This window comes from Niallia sp. FSL K6-0212 (genome assembly GCF_038007605.1).
Taxonomy (GTDB): domain Bacteria; phylum Bacillota; class Bacilli; order Bacillales; family Cytobacillaceae; genus Niallia; species Niallia circulans.
On record NZ_JBBOXL010000001.1, the window covers coordinates 38,974 to 57,453 of the forward strand.

General features: G+C 36.6%; 17 protein-coding genes and 1 tRNA gene. 2 read left to right on the plus strand and 16 right to left on the minus strand.

Translation table 11 applies throughout. From position 1 onward, the window contains the following. Nucleotides 1-136: 136 nt before the first annotated feature. The 11 genes from smpB to MHH96_RS00245 form a co-directional block, all read right to left on the minus strand. A complete protein-coding gene (gene smpB, locus MHH96_RS00195; protein ID WP_016203855.1) occupies nucleotides 137-604 on the minus strand; it encodes an SsrA-binding protein SmpB in 468 nt (155 codons plus the stop codon). A 119-nt stretch (nucleotides 605-723) separates the two neighbouring features. After that, nucleotides 724-3,015: a ribonuclease R gene (gene rnr / locus MHH96_RS00200; protein ID WP_412759315.1), complete on the minus strand. Its 2,292-nt coding sequence runs from the start codon at nucleotides 3,013-3,015 to the stop codon at nucleotides 724-726. Nucleotides 3,016-3,081: 66 nt separating this feature from the next. After that, entirely contained in the window at nucleotides 3,082-3,825 is a 744-nt protein-coding gene (locus MHH96_RS00205; RefSeq protein ID WP_047943789.1) for an alpha/beta hydrolase, read from the minus strand. Nucleotides 3,826-4,070: 245 nt separating this feature from the next. Continuing rightward, nucleotides 4,071-4,304 (minus strand): preprotein translocase subunit SecG, encoded by a 234-nt coding sequence (gene secG / locus MHH96_RS00210; protein WP_031540682.1) that lies wholly within the window; start codon nucleotides 4,302-4,304, stop codon nucleotides 4,071-4,073. Between the two features lie 355 nt (nucleotides 4,305-4,659). Further along, on the minus strand, nucleotides 4,660-5,955 hold the full coding sequence (gene eno / locus MHH96_RS00215; protein WP_047943788.1) for a phosphopyruvate hydratase: 1,296 nt from the start codon (nucleotides 5,953-5,955) through the stop codon (nucleotides 4,660-4,662). Between the two features lie 25 nt (nucleotides 5,956-5,980). Further along, nucleotides 5,981-7,516, minus strand: coding sequence for a 2,3-bisphosphoglycerate-independent phosphoglycerate mutase (gene gpmI / locus MHH96_RS00220; RefSeq protein ID WP_047943787.1), 1,536 nt, complete (start codon nucleotides 7,514-7,516; stop codon nucleotides 5,981-5,983). Next, nucleotides 7,509-8,270, minus strand: coding sequence for a triose-phosphate isomerase (gene tpiA / locus MHH96_RS00225; protein ID WP_047943786.1), 762 nt, complete (start codon nucleotides 8,268-8,270; stop codon nucleotides 7,509-7,511). The genes gpmI and tpiA overlap by 8 nt, the downstream gene beginning before the upstream one ends. Nucleotides 8,271-8,304: 34 nt before the next feature. Next, the gene (locus MHH96_RS00230) at nucleotides 8,305-9,489 is read right to left on the minus strand and encodes a phosphoglycerate kinase (RefSeq protein ID WP_328283304.1); all 1,185 of its coding nucleotides are present in this window, start codon (nucleotides 9,487-9,489) and stop codon (nucleotides 8,305-8,307) included. A 112-nt stretch (nucleotides 9,490-9,601) separates the two neighbouring features. Beyond that, nucleotides 9,602-10,612, minus strand: a complete 1,011-nt coding sequence (gene gap, locus MHH96_RS00235) for a type I glyceraldehyde-3-phosphate dehydrogenase (RefSeq protein WP_047943784.1) — start codon at nucleotides 10,610-10,612, stop codon at nucleotides 9,602-9,604. A 54-nt stretch (nucleotides 10,613-10,666) separates the two neighbouring features. Beyond that, complete coding sequence (locus MHH96_RS00240) at nucleotides 10,667-11,683, minus strand: sugar-binding transcriptional regulator (protein ID WP_047943783.1); 1,017 nt, start codon at nucleotides 11,681-11,683, stop codon at nucleotides 10,667-10,669. A 571-nt stretch (nucleotides 11,684-12,254) separates the two neighbouring features. Then, nucleotides 12,255-12,326, minus strand: a tRNA-Arg gene (locus MHH96_RS00245). Nucleotides 12,327-12,645: 319 nt separating this feature from the next. Between MHH96_RS00245 and clpP the strand changes: the two genes are divergently transcribed. After that, on the plus strand, nucleotides 12,646-13,248 hold the full coding sequence (clpP, locus tag MHH96_RS00250) for an ATP-dependent Clp endopeptidase proteolytic subunit ClpP (protein ID WP_047943782.1): 603 nt from the start codon (nucleotides 12,646-12,648) through the stop codon (nucleotides 13,246-13,248). A gap of 127 nt (nucleotides 13,249-13,375) precedes the next feature. On the opposite strand, the gene MHH96_RS00255 is transcribed toward clpP, so the two are convergent. The 5 genes from MHH96_RS00255 to MHH96_RS00275 all read right to left on the minus strand — a co-directional run bounded on the left by MHH96_RS00255 (nucleotide 13,376) and on the right by MHH96_RS00275 (nucleotide 17,114). After that, a complete protein-coding gene (locus MHH96_RS00255; protein WP_047943781.1) occupies nucleotides 13,376-13,624 on the minus strand; it encodes an HPr family phosphocarrier protein in 249 nt (82 codons plus the stop codon). Nucleotides 13,625-13,797: 173 nt separating this feature from the next. Beyond that, nucleotides 13,798-14,742, minus strand: coding sequence for a DNA-binding protein WhiA (gene whiA / locus MHH96_RS00260; RefSeq protein WP_047943780.1), 945 nt, complete (start codon nucleotides 14,740-14,742; stop codon nucleotides 13,798-13,800). Between the two features lie 66 nt (nucleotides 14,743-14,808). Beyond that, nucleotides 14,809-15,765, minus strand: coding sequence for a gluconeogenesis factor YvcK family protein (locus MHH96_RS00265; protein WP_047943779.1), 957 nt, complete (start codon nucleotides 15,763-15,765; stop codon nucleotides 14,809-14,811). Continuing rightward, complete coding sequence (gene rapZ, locus MHH96_RS00270; RefSeq protein ID WP_047943778.1) at nucleotides 15,762-16,634, minus strand: RNase adapter RapZ; 873 nt, start codon at nucleotides 16,632-16,634, stop codon at nucleotides 15,762-15,764. Before rapZ ends, MHH96_RS00265 begins: the two co-directional genes overlap by 4 nt. Before the next feature lie 21 nt (nucleotides 16,635-16,655). Beyond that, the gene (locus MHH96_RS00275) at nucleotides 16,656-17,114 is read right to left on the minus strand and encodes an NUDIX hydrolase (protein ID WP_047943777.1); all 459 of its coding nucleotides are present in this window, start codon (nucleotides 17,112-17,114) and stop codon (nucleotides 16,656-16,658) included. Nucleotides 17,115-17,283: 169 nt separating this feature from the next. Here MHH96_RS00275 and MHH96_RS00280 point away from each other — a divergent pair, with 169 nt between their 5' ends. Further along, the gene (locus MHH96_RS00280; RefSeq protein WP_082138400.1) at nucleotides 17,284-18,237 is read left to right on the plus strand and encodes a nuclease-related domain-containing protein; all 954 of its coding nucleotides are present in this window, start codon (nucleotides 17,284-17,286) and stop codon (nucleotides 18,235-18,237) included. The last annotated feature ends 243 nt before the right edge of the window (nucleotides 18,238-18,480 follow it).

Consider the following 18,480-nt stretch of genomic DNA (forward strand, 5'->3'; position numbering starts at 1 on the left):
TTGTTACATTACAAGATTCTTAGCATTTAAGCTTAACGTTTCGGAAGCTCTGAAATAGGAGCTTAAAGTTATGTTGTCTTATCGACATAAATTATTATAACATAACTGGAGCGTATTTCAATTGTAAAGTTTTGGATTACATTTTTTGCCTTTCACGTAAAGCACGTTCAATACTGCGATTTGCTTCTTTACGTTTTAAAGTTTCACGCTTGTCATAGTTCTTTTTACCCTTACCTAGACCAATCAAAACCTTTGCATAGCCATTTTTAAAATACAGTTTCAGTGGAACTAAAGCATAGCCCGCTTCTTTTGTATCCCCGATTAACTTATTAATTTGTTTGCGATGTAATAAAAGCTTTCTTGTTCTTAATGGATCATGATTATAGCGATTTCCTTGTTCATATGGACTGATATGCATCCCTAATAGAAATACCTCGCCATTAATAATCCGCGCATATGATTCCTTCAAATTTACTCTTCCTGCACGAATCGCTTTAATTTCTGTTCCTTGGAGAACAATTCCTGCCTCATAAGTCTCTTCAATAAAATAGTCATGGTTTGCTTTTTTATTCTGTGCTACTAATTTCCCTTCACCTTTTGGCATGTCTCTTCCCCCTACTCTGCCAATAATTTTATCAAAAGAACGCTTAATATACAAACATCCTCTGCATGTGGCTTCTTCATCCAAAAGAAACCACATGCATAAATGCATCTATTTATCTCTTAGCGTTTCTTTTTCTTTCTCTTTGCTTTTGGAGCATTCTCGAAGTGTTTTCTATCATTCTTTCCTTTACGTCTTGATTCACCTGTTTTTCCTTTACGATCCGTATCTCTATCTGATTTGCCTTTACGCGGGGCACGAGAGACACTGCCAGTAGAAAATACCTTCCCTTCTTTCTTCGGATCTCTGCGGCGTGTTCCCTTCATTCCAACTATTTCAAAGTCAATGGCACGTTCCTCTTTGTTAACATTCACAACGCGAACAGTAATTTCGTCTCCAATACGGAAAACCTTCCCTGTTCGCTCGCCAATCATAGCAAAATGACGCTCATCATAACGATAGTAATCATCCGTCATATAGCTTACATGGACAAGTCCTTCAATCGTATTCGTAAGTTCCACAAACATACCAAAATTCGTAACAGAACTAATAATACCATCATATTCTTCGCCAATTTTATCAAGCATGTACTCTGATTTTTTCAGTTCATCCGTTTCACGTTCTGCTTCTACTGATCTTCTTTCCATACTAGAGGAGTGCTCAGCAATTTCTGTTAGGCAGCTGTTCCACTTTTCTTGTGTAGCAGAACTAATATCCCCTTCAATTAAATACGTACGAATTAAACGATGTACGATTAAATCCGGATAACGTCTAATCGGCGATGTAAAATGCGTATAAAATTCTGTTGATAAACCAAAATGCCCTAAGCTTTCTGGATAGTATTTAGCCTGCTGCATGGAACGCAGCATGACAGTCGAAATGACCATCTCTTCAGGAGTTCCCTGTACTGACTCAATAATTTCTTGTAACGCTCTTGGATGAACAGAGTTCGCTGTACCTTTCACGATATAACCAAAGTTTGTAATAAACTCGAAAAATCTTCTCAGCTTTTCCTCTTTTGGATCTTCATGAATACGGTAAATAAATGGAACCTGCATCCAATGAAAATGTTCCGCAACTGTTTCGTTGGCAACAAGCATAAACTCTTCAATTAGTTTTTCTGCGACAGAACGTTCTCTTAAAATAACATCCTGTGGCTTTCCATCTTCATCTACAATTACTTTAGATTCTTTAAAGTCAAAATCAATGGCACCACGAGTCATCCGTTTTTTGCGCAGGATGGCTGCTAGCTCCTCCATTCGTTCAAACATCGGGACAAGACCTTCATACTTGGCTCTCAACTCTTCATCTTTATCATGTAGAATCGAGTTCACATCAGCATATGTCATACGTTCCGTTGTTTTAATGACACTTTGAAAAATTTCATGTGAAACTACTTCTCCCTCAGGCGAAATTTCCATCTCACAGGAAAGAGTTAAGCGATCAACCTTGGGATTTAAGGAACAAATTCCATTAGATAAACGGTGCGGAATCATTGGAATAACACGGTCAACTAAATAGACGCTAGTACCTCTCTCCTCGGCTTCTACATCTATTGGTGAGTTTTCCGTTACATAGTAAGAAACATCTGCAATATGAACTCCTAATTTATAATTACCGTTCCCTAACATTGTGACTGTAACGGCATCATCCAAATCTTTCGCATCTGCCCCATCAATCGTGACAATAGTTTCATTGCGCAAATCACGTCTATTGGCAATTTCCTTTTCATCAATCGTATCTGGTGCACTATTCGCTTGTTCTAACACGTTATCTGGAAAGGCAAGTGGTAATCCATGCTTATGAATTACCGATAAAATATCGACACCAGGGTCATTTTTATGTCCTAGTATTTTAACAACTTCTCCCTCAGCATTCTTTCTGCCTTCAGGGTAAGAAGTTAATTTTACGACAACCTTATGACCTTCTATTGCCCCTTTTGTGCTGCCTTTTGGAATAAAAATATCTGTCGCGATTTTTTTGTCATCAGGGATCACAAAGCCAAAATGCTTGCTCTCTGAATATGTACCAACAATTTGCTGTACGCCTCTTTCAATAATTCGTACAATCGTTCCTTCTCTTCTTTGTCCAGAGCTTTCAGAAGTGACACGTGCTAATACAATATCACCATTTAACGCAGTTTTAACTTCATTTGGCGGGATAAAAATGTCATCCATGCCTTGTTCTTCAGGAATAACAAAAGCAAATCCTTTTGCATGACCAGCTAATTTCCCCCGAATAAGGTTCATCTTCTCTGGAAGTCCATAGCGATTGCTTCTTGTCCGAACAACTAGCCCCTTCTCTTCCATCTGTACAAGTGCCTTGACAAAATCTTTAAAGTGAGAAGAATCCTCTATTCCGAAAGCTTCCTCTAGCTCTTGCACGGTTAGTGGTTTATATGCTTCATCTTTCATATAAGTTAATAGCTTCTCGACATTTTCCTTAATTATATCTTCCAAACAAAAAACCTCCTTTACATCTTATTCATTCCAATCTAGTTTTTCTAAAAACTGATAGAAATCTTCAAAAACTTTTTCTTTTTCTTTATCATGTGTAATAACATGTCCAGAGTTTTCATACCATTTAATATCTTTTTGAATCGATTCCACTTCTTCATATATGATATTCGCACTATTTGTATCAATCATTTGATCATGTCGTGCCTGAATAACAAAAACTGGTGAATAAATAAGATCAACCGATTCTCTTACTTCTTTGATTAAATTTTGTAATTCCTTTAATGTATTCATTGGCTTAAATTGAGCCATTTCCTGCTCAATAACTTCTTCTGATTTCTTCTCTCGCTGCTTATAATTACGAGCATATTCAAGTACGCCTTCATACATAACATCTTCACTTTTAATGTACATTGGAGCACACATAGTTACGATACCCTTTACAGGTACAGTGTAACCTAATTTAAGGGAAAATACCCCTCCTAAAGAAAGACCTCCGACGGCAATTTCTTCAAACCCCATCTCCTTTAAATGCTGGTATCCTTCCGTGACATCCTTCCACCAATCCTTTGGACCGTATTCCACTAATTCCTCTGGCGGTACCCCATGACCTTTATATAAAGGTACATAGCAAGTGTAGCCCTTTGTATTTAAATATCTGCCAAGTAAGCGTACATCTGATGTATTTCCCGTAAAGCCATGCAATAAAAGCACTGCACGTTTATTATCTCCTTTAAAAGTTAATGGTTTCTGTTCTACTATTTTCATTAGATAAACGCTCCTTTGTCTTATTATTTTCTCCTTCGCCCTATTCTATAATATAAAGTGACCAATTTATTCGAAAAAGAACTATCCTTTTATTTTAGTAAAAAAGAAAAGAAAGAATCCAGTGATATGATTACACCTTCCTATAGCTCTTTATAAATCTTATTTATGTACAACTCCACTTGTTTTCCGAAAAAAAACCTGACCTTTCTTGGCCAGGTTTTTTTCATCTATACCGAATTTCGTTATTATAGATCAAAATAACTAACTGCAATCGTTAAGACAAAGAATAAAATTGCTAAAACGATTGTTGCATTGTGAAGGATTAATTCTAAACCACGTGCTTTTTGTTTACCAAATAACTGCTCTGCACCACCAGAAATTGCTCCAGATAGTCCAGCACTCTTACCATTTTGAAGAAGTACTACTACGATTAATGCAATCGCAACGATAATCAATAAAGTAATCAAAACTGTGTGTATCATATCAAACACCTCCATTAAAACCAACCTACATTAATTTAAATGTATCATATTTTATGTTTTGTCACAATAGTATGTCGCCTCTTTGTCATAATAATTAGTAGAATACACTTTGGGATAGTAGATAATGATTGAGAAGTCTCTTAAAAAGGATATAGGTATTTCGTTTTTATGTCTGTTATGTTTACGAGTAGAGAGAATGACTCTCTGTTCCCTTCTTCAGGTATCCAGCTAGCTAATGGATACTCCATCTCTCCTAACAAAAGCACATTCTCAACTATAACAAAAACACTCTAGCTTAAAGGAAAACTCCTAAAGCTAGAGTGTTTATCAAGTTAAGACAGGCTTAACTTCCTTATTTTTTAAGGTTGTAGAAAGATTTAAGACCATCGTATACTGCTAATTCGCCAAGCTCGTCTTCGATGCGAAGAAGTTGGTTGTATTTAGCGATACGGTCTGTACGAGATAATGAACCAGTTTTGATTTGACCAGCGTTTGTAGCAACCGCGATGTCAGCGATTGTAGCATCTTCTGTTTCACCAGAACGGTGAGAAACTACTGCTGTGTAACCAGCACGTTTAGCCATTTCGATAGCTTCAAAAGTTTCAGTTAAAGTACCAATTTGGTTAACTTTGATAAGGATTGAGTTTGCAATTCCTTTTTCGATACCTTCAGCTAATTTTTTCGTGTTTGTAACGAATAAATCGTCACCTACTAGTTGTACTTTAGAACCGATACGGTCAGTTAATAATTTGTGACCTTCCCAGTCGTTTTCATCTAAACCATCTTCAATAGAGATGATTGGGAATTCGTTAACTAATTCTTCATAGAAGCTTACTAATTCTTCAGAAGTTAAACCAGTACGGCCTTCTCCTGCAAGATCGTATTTACCAGTTTCTTTGTTGTAGAACTCAGAAGAAGCAACGTCCATACCTAAGAATACATCTTTACCAGGCTCGTATCCAGCTTTTTTGATTGCTTCGATGATTACTTCTAATGCTTCACGGTTAGAACCAAGGTTTGGAGCGAATCCACCTTCGTCACCTACAGCAGTGTTTAAACCTTTTGCATGTAAAACTGCTTTTAATGCATGGAATACTTCAGCACCAGTACGTAGAGCTTCTTTGAAAGTTGGAGCTCCTACTGGTAAGATCATGAATTCTTGGAAATCAACGTTGTTATCAGCATGAGAACCACCGTTGATGATGTTCATCATTGGAGTTGGTAATTGCTTCGCGTTGAATCCACCAAGGTAACGGTATAATGGAAGACCTACTACTTCAGCAGCAGCATGTGCAACAGCCATAGATACACCTAGGATTGCGTTAGCACCTAATTTACCTTTGTTTTCTGTACCATCAAGTTCGATCATTGTTCTGTCGATTCCAACTTGATCTGTAACGTCCATACCGATAATTGCTTCAGCAATTACTTCGTTTACGTTTTCTACTGCTTTAAGAACACCTTTACCAAGGTAACGAGATTTGTCACCATCGCGTAATTCAACTGCTTCGTATTCACCAGTTGAAGCACCAGATGGAACTAGTGCACGACCAAAGAATCCTGATTCAGTTAATACTTCTACTTCTACTGTTGGGTTACCACGTGAATCTAATACTTCACGAGCATATACTTGTTGAATATAAGGCATAATTTTTCTCTCCTTTTAAAATATCTTATTTTTTAATAATAGATGTTCCAGTCATTTCTGCTGGCTTTTCTACACCTAATAAATCTAACATTGTAGGAGCTAAATCTCCTAAAATACCATCTGTACGTAATTCAGCATTTTTATCTGTTACGATAACAGGTACTGGATTTGTTGTATGTGCTGTCATTGGTTTTCCTTCAAGTGTTACCACTTCATCAGAGTTACCATGGTCAGCAGTGATAATAGCTTTACCACCTTTTTGTTCAATTAAAGTGATAATTTTTCCTAAACATTCATCCACTGTTTCAATCGCTTTGATTGTTGGTTCAAGCATTCCGGAGTGCCCAACCATATCAGGGTTTGCGAAGTTTAGAATAATTGCATCAAAATTATCTGCTTCAATTTCCTTCAATAGCGCATCTGTTACTTCATATGCGCTCATTTCAGGTTTTAAATCATAAGTTGCTACTTTTGGTGAATTGATCAAAATACGTTTTTCACCAGGGAACTCTGCTTCACGTCCACCGCTCATAAAGAATGTAACATGTGGATATTTTTCCGTTTCCGCAATACGAAGCTGAGTCAAGCCATTTTGTGCAAGAACTTCCCCTAAAGTGTTATCAAGGTTTGTTGGCTTGAATGCAACATACCCGTTTACTGTTTCACTAAAATGAGTTAAACATACAAAGTAAAGATTTTTTGGATGTTTTTCTCCACGATCAAATGAACGGAAGTCCTCATTTGTGAATGTATTTGAGATTTGAATAGCACGGTCAGGACGGAAGTTATAAAAAATTACAGCATCTTCATCTTCAATCGTTGCAACTGGTTCGCCGTTCTCTTTTGTGATAACAGATGGAAGCACGAACTCATCAAAGATTCCGTTATTGTAATTATCCTCCACTACCTGTAATGGATCGGAATATGCTGGTCCTTCTCCATATACCATTGCGCGGTATGATTTTTCTACTCGGTCCCAACGCTTATCTCTATCCATAGAATAGTAGCGTCCAGAAATAGTAGCAAATTCGCCTACACCGTATTCAGCGATTTTTTCTTGTGTAGCTTTAATGTATTTTTCAGCAGTCTTTTGACCGACGTCTCGACCATCTAAGATACCGTGAATGTATACATTTTCTACTCCCTCTTCTTTAGCTAATCGAAGAAGTGCAAACATGTGCTCAATGTGGCTATGAACTCCACCATCGGATAATAATCCGAATAAATGAAGATTTTTGCCTTTTTCTTTTACATGCTTAATTGCATTAACAAAAGTTTCGTTTTTGTAAAATTCGCCTTCTCTTATAGACAGATTCACTCTTGTTAAACTTTGATATACGATCCGGCCGGCACCGATATTCAAATGTCCAACTTCAGAGTTACCCATTTGTCCTTCTGGAAGACCAACAGCTTCCCCGCTGGCTACTAAAGTAGCATGAGGATAAGAATTCCAATATTTATCGAAATTAGGCTTATTTGCTTGTGCTACTGCATTACCCATGCGTTCGCTTCTTAAAGCAAAACCATCTAAAATGATTAAAGCTACTGGAGATTTACTCATTCTTACCTGCCTCCAATAAAGCTAAAAAGCTTTGAGCTTCTAGGCTAGCTCCGCCTACTAATGCTCCGTCAATATCTGGCTGCGCCATATATTCTTTAATATTTTCAGGCTTAACGCTGCCACCGTATTGGATACGGATTTCTTCTGCAACTTCTGGTGAAAATTGTTCACTTACTACTTTACGAATATGTGCACATACTTCGTTTGCATCTGCAGAAGTAGAAGATTTACCTGTTCCAATTGCCCAGATTGGCTCATATGCAACAACTGTTGCTTTTGCTTGTTCTGGAGTTAAACCATTAAGTGCTTTTGTTACTTGAGTTGCAACAAAGTCATTTGTTTCGCCATTTTCTCTTTGCTCTAGTGTTTCCCCACAGCAAACAATTGGAGTTAAACCATTTTCAAATGCAGCGATTGTCTTTTTGTTAACAGACTCATCTGTTTCATTAAAGAACTCACGACGCTCTGAATGTCCAAGTACTACATATTTTGCACCGATATTTTCTAATGCAACTGGGCTGATTTCGCCAGTGAATGCACCATTTTTTTCGAAATGCATATTTTGTGCACCGATTTTTACATCTGTGCCATCAGTTAATTCTACTAATTGTCCTAAAAATAACGCAGGCGCACAAACAACTGTATCCACTTTTTCACTTGATGGAACAGATGCTTTTACTTCTTGGATAAACTCAACAGCTTCAGGAAGCGTTTTGTTCATTTTCCAGTTACCCGCAATAATTGGTTTGCGCATGTTAAACATCCTTTCATGCATATCTATAAAGATATTATTTGTCGTTTAAAGCCACTACCCCTGGAAGTTTTTTACCTTCCATAAATTCTAATGAAGCACCGCCGCCAGTAGAAATATGACTCATCTTATCTGCTAAATCAAATTTCTCAACTGCTGCTGCAGAATCTCCACCACCAATTACTGAATATGTATCTTGAGATTCAGCAAGTGCTTCAGCTACTGCTTTTGTACCATTTGCGAATGCATCTAATTCGAACACACCCATTGGTCCATTCCAAATTACTAATTTAGAATTTTTAATAACATCTGCATAGATTTCACGTGTTTTAGGTCCGATATCTAATGCTTCCCAATCAGCTGGGATTTCTTCGATAGAAACAGTTTTGATGTTTGCATCATTTGAGAAATCATCTGCAACGATAACATCAACAGGCATATAGAATTTAACGCCTTTTTCTTTTGCCTTTTCCATATAAGATTTAGCAAGATCGATTTTATCTTCTTCTAATAAAGATTTACCAATTTCATGGCCAAGAGATTTAACAAAAGTATAAGCTAAGCCTCCGCCGATAATTAAGTTATCTACTTTATCAAGAAGGTTATCAATTACACCAATTTTATCCTTAACTTTCGCTCCCCCAATGATTGCTGTGAACGGACGGTCAGGATTGGATAAAGCTTTGCCAAGAACATCTAGTTCTTTTTGCATTAATAATCCAGATACTGCTGGAATATAATGAGCAATTCCTTCTGTTGAAGCATGGGCACGGTGTGCAGCACCAAATGCATCATTTACAAATACATCTGCAAGCTCTGCATATTGTTTTGCTAATTCTGCATCATTTTTTTCTTCACCAGCATTGAAACGTACGTTTTCAAGAAGGATTACATCCCCTTCTGATAACTTGCTGATCTGTGCTTTAACAGCTTCACCATATGACTCATCTGCTTTCGCAACTTCTTTCCCTAGTAATTCAGAAAGGCGTTTTGCAACAGGAGTTAAACGCAGCTCTTCTACAACTTCACCTTTTGGACGTCCTAAGTGACTTGCTAGAATAACAATTGCACCACTCTCAACTAATTCCTTAATTGTTGGAAGTGCTGCTTGAATTCTTGTTTCGTCCGTAATTTGTTGATCTTTCATCGGTACATTGAAGTCAACACGAACAAATACTTTTTTCCCTTTTAAATCAATATCACGAATTGTTTTCTTGTTCATTATAGGTACCCTCCACTGCATATTTTTAAAATAGCGGAAACAAAGTTGTTTCCGCTGTTAGATTAAAGGGGGTGCTTATTAACTCGCACATAATTCCATTTATAAAGGGAAATTATTTTGTTGCAAGTTGTGCAAAGTGCTTAACAGTTCTTACTAATTGGTTAGTGTAAGACATTTCGTTGTCATACCAAGCAACTGTTTTAACAAGTTGTTGATCACCAACAGTGATAACTTTTGTTTGAGTTGCATCGAATAATGAACCGTAGCTAATTCCGATAATATCAGAAGAAACAAGCTCTTCTTCAGTGTAACCAAAAGATTCGTTAGCAGCTTCTTTCATTGCAGCGTTGATTTCTTCAACTGTAACTTTTTTATCAAGAACAGTTACAAGCTCAGTTAATGACCCAGTTTTAACTGGAACACGTTGAGCAGCTCCGTCTAATTTACCTTGTAGTTCAGGTAATACTAAACCGATTGCTTTTGCAGCACCAGTTGAGTTAGGAATAATGTTTTCAGCAGCTGCACGAGCACGACGGAAGTCACCTTTTGGATGTGGAGCATCTAAAGTGTTTTGGTCGCCAGTGTAAGCATGGATTGTAGTCATTAAACCAGATACGATACCGTATTTATTTTGAAGAACTTGTGCCATTGGAGCAAGACAGTTAGTAGTACAAGAAGCACCAGAGATAACTGTTTCAGTTCCATCAAGAACATCATGGTTAACATTGTAAACAACTGTTTTCATTTCGCCAGTTGCTGGAGCAGAGATAACTACATTTTTAGCACCTGCTTGAATGTGAGCTTCTGCTTTTTCTTTTGTTGTGAAGAAACCAGTAGATTCGATAACTGTATCTACACCAAGTTCTCCCCATTTAAGATCAGCTGGGTTTCTTTCAGCAGTTGTAACAACTTTTTGACCATTTACTAAGAAGTAACCTTCGTGTACTTCGATTTCACCTTGGAAAGTTCCTTGAGATGAATCATATTTTAAAAGATGTGCTAGCATTTTAGTATCAGTTAAATCATTGATTGCAACCACTTCTAATTCTGGGTTTTCCATGATTTTTCTGAATGCTAAACGTCCGATACGTCCAAAACCGTTAATACCTACTTTTACTGTCATTGTAAATTTCCTCCTCTAATTTTAAGAGTATTAAATATATAAAGGGATTTCCCATTATATCAACTTTTTTGCGGCTCCTTCATCTGTTATTAAAATAGTTGAAGTTGGTGCTTCTTTTAGATAAGCACGAATAGCCTTTGACTTCGATGCTCCACCTGCTACTGCGATGATATTAGGTACAGTAGATAAGTCTTCCAGTCTAAGGCCAATTGTTTGAACCTTGTGGACAACTTCTCCATCTTCATTAAAATAGTACCCAAATGCTTCGCCAACAGCTTCTGCATTTTTAATCTTTTCTAGATCACTTTTGCTGGTATTTCTGCGATTCGCCATTGTAAGCGCCTCGCCAATGCCGTGAACTAAAAGATTTGCGGAACGAATGAGTTTTAATACTTCGCTTATACGAGGATCTGTGGAAATGCTTTTGTACATTTCTTCGCTGACCTCATCAGGAGCGTATAAAACTCGATGTTTAGATGCAGTATGATCTGCCATCATGGAACAAATTGTATTTGCCTGATTTTTAACATCTTCTCCTATTCCACCACGTGCAGGGACAAATAATAATTCTCCATCTGCAATACTAGGTGTCAGTGCCTCTGCAACAGAGGACATAGTAGTCCCACCATTAACTGCGATGATATTATTTCCCTTTAGAAGAGATTTCATACAATTTGCTGTGGCAAGTCCTAATTCTTTTTTTACCCATGGAGAGTGATCACTGTCCCCAGCTACAATGATAACTCGGTTAATACCTAGTTTTCTTTGCAGCAGCTGCTCCATTTCGTTAATACCCGTTACTTCTCTCATTACACTGGAAAGACTTTCCAACACCTCTTCCCCTATCGAAGTGACTGTCATGCCGATGTTTGAAATATGTATAAGCTGCTGATCCTTTAAAAACTCGACTTCACTTCTCAAGACTCTTTCGGTCAGTCCTAGGCTCACTGCCAGACTTCTTCTTCCGACAGGCTGCATATTCTTGATATACTGCAGAATATAGTACCTTTTTTGCATAACTGTAAGTAAATCTGGTAATAATCTTTTTTGAATCTCAATAAATGAAACCATGCTTTTGATGCGCTCCTTCACTTACAGTGGTCGTCAGAAGTCCCACATAGACATTTTCCGTCCCGGGTACTACAAAAAAATAATTCCTTGCTACAAGAACAATTCTAACACCAGTATAGTATGAATTCAACTGATAAGTGTCTATTTTTTGTTAAATTTGGCGAAAAAGTGTCGTTCTATCTTTTCATATTATTTGGAAAAAACTAATTATTATTCATGTTATTGATTTGTTAAGAAAATATACCTTTAAATATGCTTTCTTTATAAGAAAAGCCTTCATTTACTATACTAATCATTTTATGAGAATAACTTTCATCATGATACGAAATCGGATAAAGTTTGGTTATTTTAGCAGTAACGCTGAGGATTAGCCACAAATTAGAGTTTTCAGCCTTAATTATGGGAATATCATCCATACTTCTGATTTATCTGCAAAACCAAAAAGGGTAGAATATTAATAAGGAATGGATAAATCTGAAAAGAGCGTTAACTGATTGAAAAAAGAGTCTATCTAAATAATTGGATGAATACCCCCAAAAATTTAGATAAACCCTTTTACAGGAATGCTTAGCACCCTCGGAGGGAATCGAACCCCCATTTTAAGAACCGGAATCTTACGTGCTATCCGTTGCACCACGAGGGCATTATGTTAAAGTTACGCTTTCATATTATAAGCGAACTTTCCGTTTATTGCAATAGAAGATGTTTAAAAAAAGGTGCAGTGGGTATCATGGAGAAAGGATTGTAACCGGAATAAAGGGATGGTATTTGATAATAGCTTTCTATATCTCCAATAATGAAAAAGATGTCGAATGATATTTTCAGGGAATCAAGCTTTAACATTTGACCTTAATTGACCATCCGTGTATCATTAGGAATACATACAGTTTAGATGTTATGCATCTTTCTGAAGAAACAAATACTTATGCTTTACGAACAGATATTAAAAAGGAGGATTTTAAATGAATTTAATTCCTACAGTTATTGAGCAAACAAATAGAGGAGAACGTGCTTACGATATCTACTCTCGTTTATTAAAAGACCGTATTATTATGCTTGGCAGTGCTATCGATGATAATGTTGCTAACTCTATCGTATCACAGCTTTTATTCTTAGAAACAGAAAATCCAGAAAAAGATGTATCTATTTATATCAACAGCCCTGGTGGAAGCATCACTGCAGGTATGGCAATTTATGATACAATGCAGTATATTAAGCCGGATGTCCAAACAATTTGTATTGGTATGGCTGCTTCTATGGGTGCATTCTTACTTGCTGCTGGTGCAAAAGGTAAACGTTATGCATTGCCTAATAGTGAAGTGATGATTCACCAACCACTTGGCGGAGCACAAGGTCAAGCAACTGAAATTGAGATTGCTGCTAAACGTATCTTATTCCTACGCGATAAATTAAACGGTATTTTATCTGAGCGAACTGGTCAACCAATGGAGGTAATCGCAAGAGATACAGAACGCGATAACTTTATGACTGCTGAAAGAGCAAAAGAATATGGTTTAGTTGACCATGTTATCAGTCGTAATTCTCTTGAAGACAAGAAAAATTAATAAAAGAACTCTTAATAATTAAAAAAGGTCGTTCCAAATTAGATTTCTATAGATGATATCCTCTATAAAATCTTCCTATTTGGAACAGCCTTTTTTATTAGGAGAGTATTCTACATATTAAACAGCTTTACTTTAATAATCCTTTTAAATTCTGAAGCGCTTCCACTTCATCGCTGCCATCAACTATTAATTTTATTGTTGCTCCTGAATGAATGGCTAAACCCATTATCCCCATGATACTCTTTGCATTCACTCTTCTTCCATCTTTTTCAATAAACACTTCAGATAAATAGTTACTTGCCTCTTGAACAAATAAAGCTGCGGGTCGTGCTTGAAGTCCAGATTTTAAGTCCACTGTAATCTCTTGCTCTACCATCGAACATCCTCCCCTTCATCAATGTAGTAATAATATCTATTATACAAGGAAAAGGAAATTTTTGCTCGATTCACCTCCAATAATATTCAGTTTAGAATAATTTTTCTGATAATAATTCTAAAAAATAAAAATGGATAATATATATCGTTTACTTGATATATTATCCATTCTTATTAATTGACTTTTTCTCCACGACGAAGTGCATCGGCAATTTCATCTATTTTTCTTAGACGGTGATTGATGCCAGATTTACTGATATTACCAGATGACACCATTTCTCCTAATTCTTTTAAAGTTACATCTTGATAGGCAACTCGAAGTTCTGCAATTTCTCTAAGTTTATCAGGTAGAATTTGTAAGCCAACTGTTTTATCAATATAACGAATATTCTCAACCTGTCGTAATGCAGCCCCGATTGTCTTATTTAAATTAGCCGTCTCGCAATTGACTAAGCGGTTAACTGAATTTCTCATATCTCTCACAATTCGAATGTCTTCAAAACGAAGAAGTGCTCCATGGGCTCCGATAATATTAAGAAATTCGGTGATTTTTTCTGCTTCCTTTAAATAAGCAATAAAACCTTTTTTTCTTTCTAGCGTCTTGCTTTTTAATCCAAATGTATTCATTAAATCACTGAGCGCGATAATATGTTCTTTATATAAAGAAGCAATTTCCAAATGGTATGAAGAAGTTTCTGGGTTATTAACCGAACCTCCTGCTAGAAAGGCTCCGCGTAAATAAGATCGTTTACAGCATTTTTTCTTAATTAGGTCTGGTGAGATTTCATGAGTAAACACAAAACCTTCTTTAAGTATACTCAGTTCCTCAAGCACTTCTTTGCCCTGATTAGAAATGCGCACAATATAGACATTGTTCTTTTTTAAACGCATTTTTTTGCGGACTAATAGTTCAACCGGGATATCAAAATATCTTTTTATTAGAGTATAAATTCTTCTTGCGATAGCTGCATTCTCTGTCTGGATATTTACAACTAGCCTCTGGTTAGAAAAGGAAAGTGTCCCATTCATTTGAATTAGTGCTGATAATTCTGCTTTTCCACAACAATTTTTGGCTTCAATTGTTGTTAATTCTTTTTTAGTTTCTGAAGCAAAAGACATGTCCTTCCCCCCTTATAGACTCGGAGCATATTTTTCCAATACCTTGTCTAAAAAGTTACTCTTCCTTCAATCAATAATTGAATAGAGAATTTTCGCCACTTCTAGTGTGTTATGGCGAATAACACCTTGATCAAGCTTAATGATATCACCAGCTATTACATCCAAATCCATCCGTTCCAGCCGATTAATATCAAAAACTACAGGCTTTGCTTTTTCTTCATCATATCTTTGTTGTATATTTGCAGGAATATTCGTTTTGTTCACGATTATTGTATCAATAAATGGCTTTTCTACATGTTCATATAATGCTTTCACATGATCACTCGCCGTATAATCGGATGTTTCTCCTGCTTGTGTCATTATATTGCACACATAAACTTTTTTTGCTTTCGCTTCTCGGACTGCCTCTTTGATTTCTGGAACTACTAAGTTTGGCAAGATACTAGTGTATAAGCTTCCAGGCCCCATCACAATTAAGTCGGCTTGCTCGATAGCATGTATCGTTTCAGGAAGCGGCTCAGAATCTTCGGGAGTAAGGAAAACTTTCTTTATCTTTTTCCCAGCCTCCGGAATATTAGATTCTCCCACTACTACCGTTCCATCTTCCATTACCGCATTTAAGATAACACTATGACTAGTCGCAGGTAATACTTTACCACGAACATTAAGTACTTTGCTCATTTCTTGAATCGCATAGGTAAAATTACCAGTAATGGAAGTCATGGCAGCTAAGATTAAATTACCTAATGAATGTCCATCTAAATCCTTGCTATTCGTGAAGCGATGTTGAAACATTTCCTCCACTAAGGGCTCGACATCCGATAACGCGGCTAACACATTACGAACGTCTCCAGGAGCAGGGATATCGAGGTCCTCTCTTAACCTTCCAGAGCTTCCTCCGTCATCGGCTACTGTTACGATTGCCGTTATATCTACTGGATACTTTTTCAATCCACGCAGAAGCACAGAAAGGCCAGTTCCTCCTCCGATGATTACAATTCTTGGCTGTTCCTTTTCACTCATGCCTGTTGGTCCTTTCTCCTCTCCATATCACGGTGAGCAATAGCAATATTATATTCTTTTTCAAAATGATGGCCGATATACTCAGCTAATGCAACAGATCGATGCTGTCCCCCGGTACAGCCAATCGCAATAACAAGCTGCGATTTTCCTTCTCTCTTATATTGGGGCAGCATAAATGTTAATAAATCAATGACTTTTTCTAAAAATTGGCCTGTTTCCGTCCATTTCAATACATAACTAGATACCTCTACATCTAATCCAGTTTTTGGTCTCATATGCTCAACGTAATGAGGGTTTGGTAAAAAACGCACATCAAATACTAAATCCGCATCAATAGGAAGTCCATGTTTAAATCCAAAACTCATCACATTTACAGTAAAGATAGATTGTTTATTAACAGAGAATTCTTTTAAAATCTTTTCGCGTAGTTCTCTCGGAGAGCTTTGTGATGTATTATAAATAATTTGTGCTCTCCCTTTGAGTTCTTCTAACAATTCTCGTTCCAATTTAATTCCTTCTAAAGGAAGCCCAGCCGGTGCAAGGGGATGAACTCTTCTAGTCTCCTTATATCTTCTAACAAGGGCGCTGTCATCAGCGTCAAGAAAAAGAATCTTGGGAACAACCCAGGAAGTTGCCAAATCATCTAATGCAGTAAACAAATCATCAAAAAATTCTCTCCCCCGCAAATCCATCCCAAGAGCAACCTTATTCATCTTATTCTCCGACTCTTTCATAAGTTCGAGAAACTTAGGTAAAAGTGTAGGTGGTAAGTTGTCCACACAAAAAAAACCTAAGTCTTCAAAGCTTTGAATAACAACTGTCTTTCCTGCTCCTGACATTCCTGTGATGATTACGACTTGTGGTTCCATTTTAATTCCCCCTATAAATCTTTAGCTTGGATCTAATCGGTAACTAATTAATTCGAAATCTGGTGTATAAGTAAATGTTCCATAGATTATTCCATTTCCATGGATCATGTAATCTAAAATATGATAATCGCCCTCAGCCATTGGCAAATTTTTCACATCATCTAAATCGTGCCAGACAATTTTCCCTTCAGCTGATTCGTCTACATTGACACCATCTGCATTCGTAGAGAAAAAGGTGAACATCATCCACTCCGATATAATTTTATCTCCCTCTTTAATAATAAAGGTAAAAATTCCTTTGATGTTAGGATTTCGTAAATAAATACCTGTTTCTTCTCTATACTCACGAATACAGGAATCTCTCACAGACTCTCCCGGCTCCATTTTTCCGCCAGGCGCTACCCACCAGCCACGTCTTGGCTTTTGTAGCAATAAGACTTTATTATCTTTAAGTAACAAACAATTCGTCACACGTTGCAAAATTATTCACCCCAATTTTCTCTATATGTAGGCACTGCTTTTTATCCATTCCTTTTATTATACTATTATTGTCATGCCCCCACAATCAATTGCCTTTTCCAATTATGAAGGATTCTTTATTCCTGACAGAGAAATGATTATATATCTTTAGAAAAGGATGTGGGTACTTTTGTATGTTAACCTTGTTAAAAAGGATTTAAAGTTAAGAAAATTAGAAGCACTCTTAAAACGCGGAGATAAACATTCGGCCATCAAAAAAGATGTTTCGATTTATTTACGCGGCTATAAAGGAGAAAAGCATCTAACCTATTATCTCGATTTTATCCCTGAGAAAGATTGCTTTATTATTCATAACCTTCGTTTATACGATGGAAAATCTTATTTTCAAATCGACTATCTCTTGTTGACACATTGCTTTTTTATTATTATTGATTGTAAAAACTATTTAGGCACATTACTATTTGATACAAACTTAAACCAATTTACCCGAACACGAAATAATCAAGAAGAGGGTTACCTGGATCCCATCTCTCAAGTAAAAAGATTAAAGCACCAACTAGAATCATTCTTACAAAAACGCCACTTTCCTATTCCTCCTATCGAGCCAATCGTTATTATATCCAAACCTTCTACTATCATAAAAGGAAATCCCTCGATAAAAAGTCATGTTCTACACAGTCATAGTTTTCTTGAAAAATGGGATCAATTACAAAGAAAATACAAAGGAAATATTCTCGATGACAAAAACCTTCGCAAAATCTCCAAATTCCTGCGCAAGCATCACACTCCAGATCATACTAATGTATTGGAAAAATACAATTTAAGCAAAGAGGATATTATAACAGGCGTTCAGTGTCCACATTGCATGGCATTTGCAATGGTTAGAAAAAAGCGCAGCTGGTTTTGTCCATCCTGTTCCACATTTGATAGAAAAGCCCATATTAAAGCAGTGGAAGATTATTTCCTTTTAATCAAACCTTCTATAACCAGTAAGGAATTTCGTGAATTTGTCCATATTTCTTCCAAAGATACCGCTAATCGACTTCTTGTCTCGATGAAATTACCTTATACAGGTGAAAATCGAGGAAGAATTTATTACCCGACAAAAGATTTTTTGGAATAAGTAGCAGTTATTACACTATATTCGCGTAATTACCTCTTAAATTCGCGAAATACACAAAGTATTCGCGAAAACATTCCAGTTATTCGCGAAAAATAACATTTATCAGCCAAAGCCTAAATCGAGCAAAATCCATAAAAAAAGGCATAGGCTCCATTTTTGAGCCTATGCTAAAAAATATATCTTAAAAGGGGGTCAATTTCTATTTCTATGATACCCTAACTATGTTTCACTACTGTTACATTC

Excerpts from the sequence above, each read along its gene's own strand:
- smpB (WP_016203855.1), bottom strand. The coding sequence starts at position 604 with ATGCCAAAAGGTGAAGGGAAATTAGTAGCACAGAATAAAAAAGCAAAC.
- rnr (WP_412759315.1), bottom strand. The coding sequence starts at position 3,015 with ATGAAAGATGAAGCATATAAACCACTAACCGTGCAAGAGCTAGAGGAA.
- MHH96_RS00205 (WP_047943789.1), bottom strand. The coding sequence starts at position 3,825 with ATGAAAATAGTAGAACAGAAACCATTAACTTTTAAAGGAGATAATAAA.
- eno (WP_047943788.1), bottom strand. The coding sequence starts at position 5,955 with ATGCCTTATATTCAACAAGTATATGCTCGTGAAGTATTAGATTCACGT.
- gpmI (WP_047943787.1), bottom strand. The coding sequence starts at position 7,516 with ATGAGTAAATCTCCAGTAGCTTTAATCATTTTAGATGGTTTTGCTTTA.
- tpiA (WP_047943786.1), bottom strand. The coding sequence starts at position 8,270 with ATGCGCAAACCAATTATTGCGGGTAACTGGAAAATGAACAAAACGCTT.
- MHH96_RS00230 (WP_328283304.1), bottom strand. The coding sequence starts at position 9,489 with ATGAACAAGAAAACAATTCGTGATATTGATTTAAAAGGGAAAAAAGTA.
- gap (WP_047943784.1), bottom strand. The coding sequence starts at position 10,612 with ATGACAGTAAAAGTAGGTATTAACGGTTTTGGACGTATCGGACGTTTA.
- MHH96_RS00240 (WP_047943783.1), bottom strand. The coding sequence starts at position 11,683 with ATGGTTTCATTTATTGAGATTCAAAAAAGATTATTACCAGATTTACTT.
- clpP (WP_047943782.1), top strand. The coding sequence starts at position 12,646 with ATGAATTTAATTCCTACAGTTATTGAGCAAACAAATAGAGGAGAACGT.
- MHH96_RS00255 (WP_047943781.1), bottom strand. The coding sequence starts at position 13,624 with ATGGTAGAGCAAGAGATTACAGTGGACTTAAAATCTGGACTTCAAGCA.
- whiA (WP_047943780.1), bottom strand. The coding sequence starts at position 14,742 with ATGTCTTTTGCTTCAGAAACTAAAAAAGAATTAACAACAATTGAAGCC.
- MHH96_RS00265 (WP_047943779.1), bottom strand. The coding sequence starts at position 15,765 with ATGAGTGAAAAGGAACAGCCAAGAATTGTAATCATCGGAGGAGGAACT.
- rapZ (WP_047943778.1), bottom strand. The coding sequence starts at position 16,634 with ATGGAACCACAAGTCGTAATCATCACAGGAATGTCAGGAGCAGGAAAG.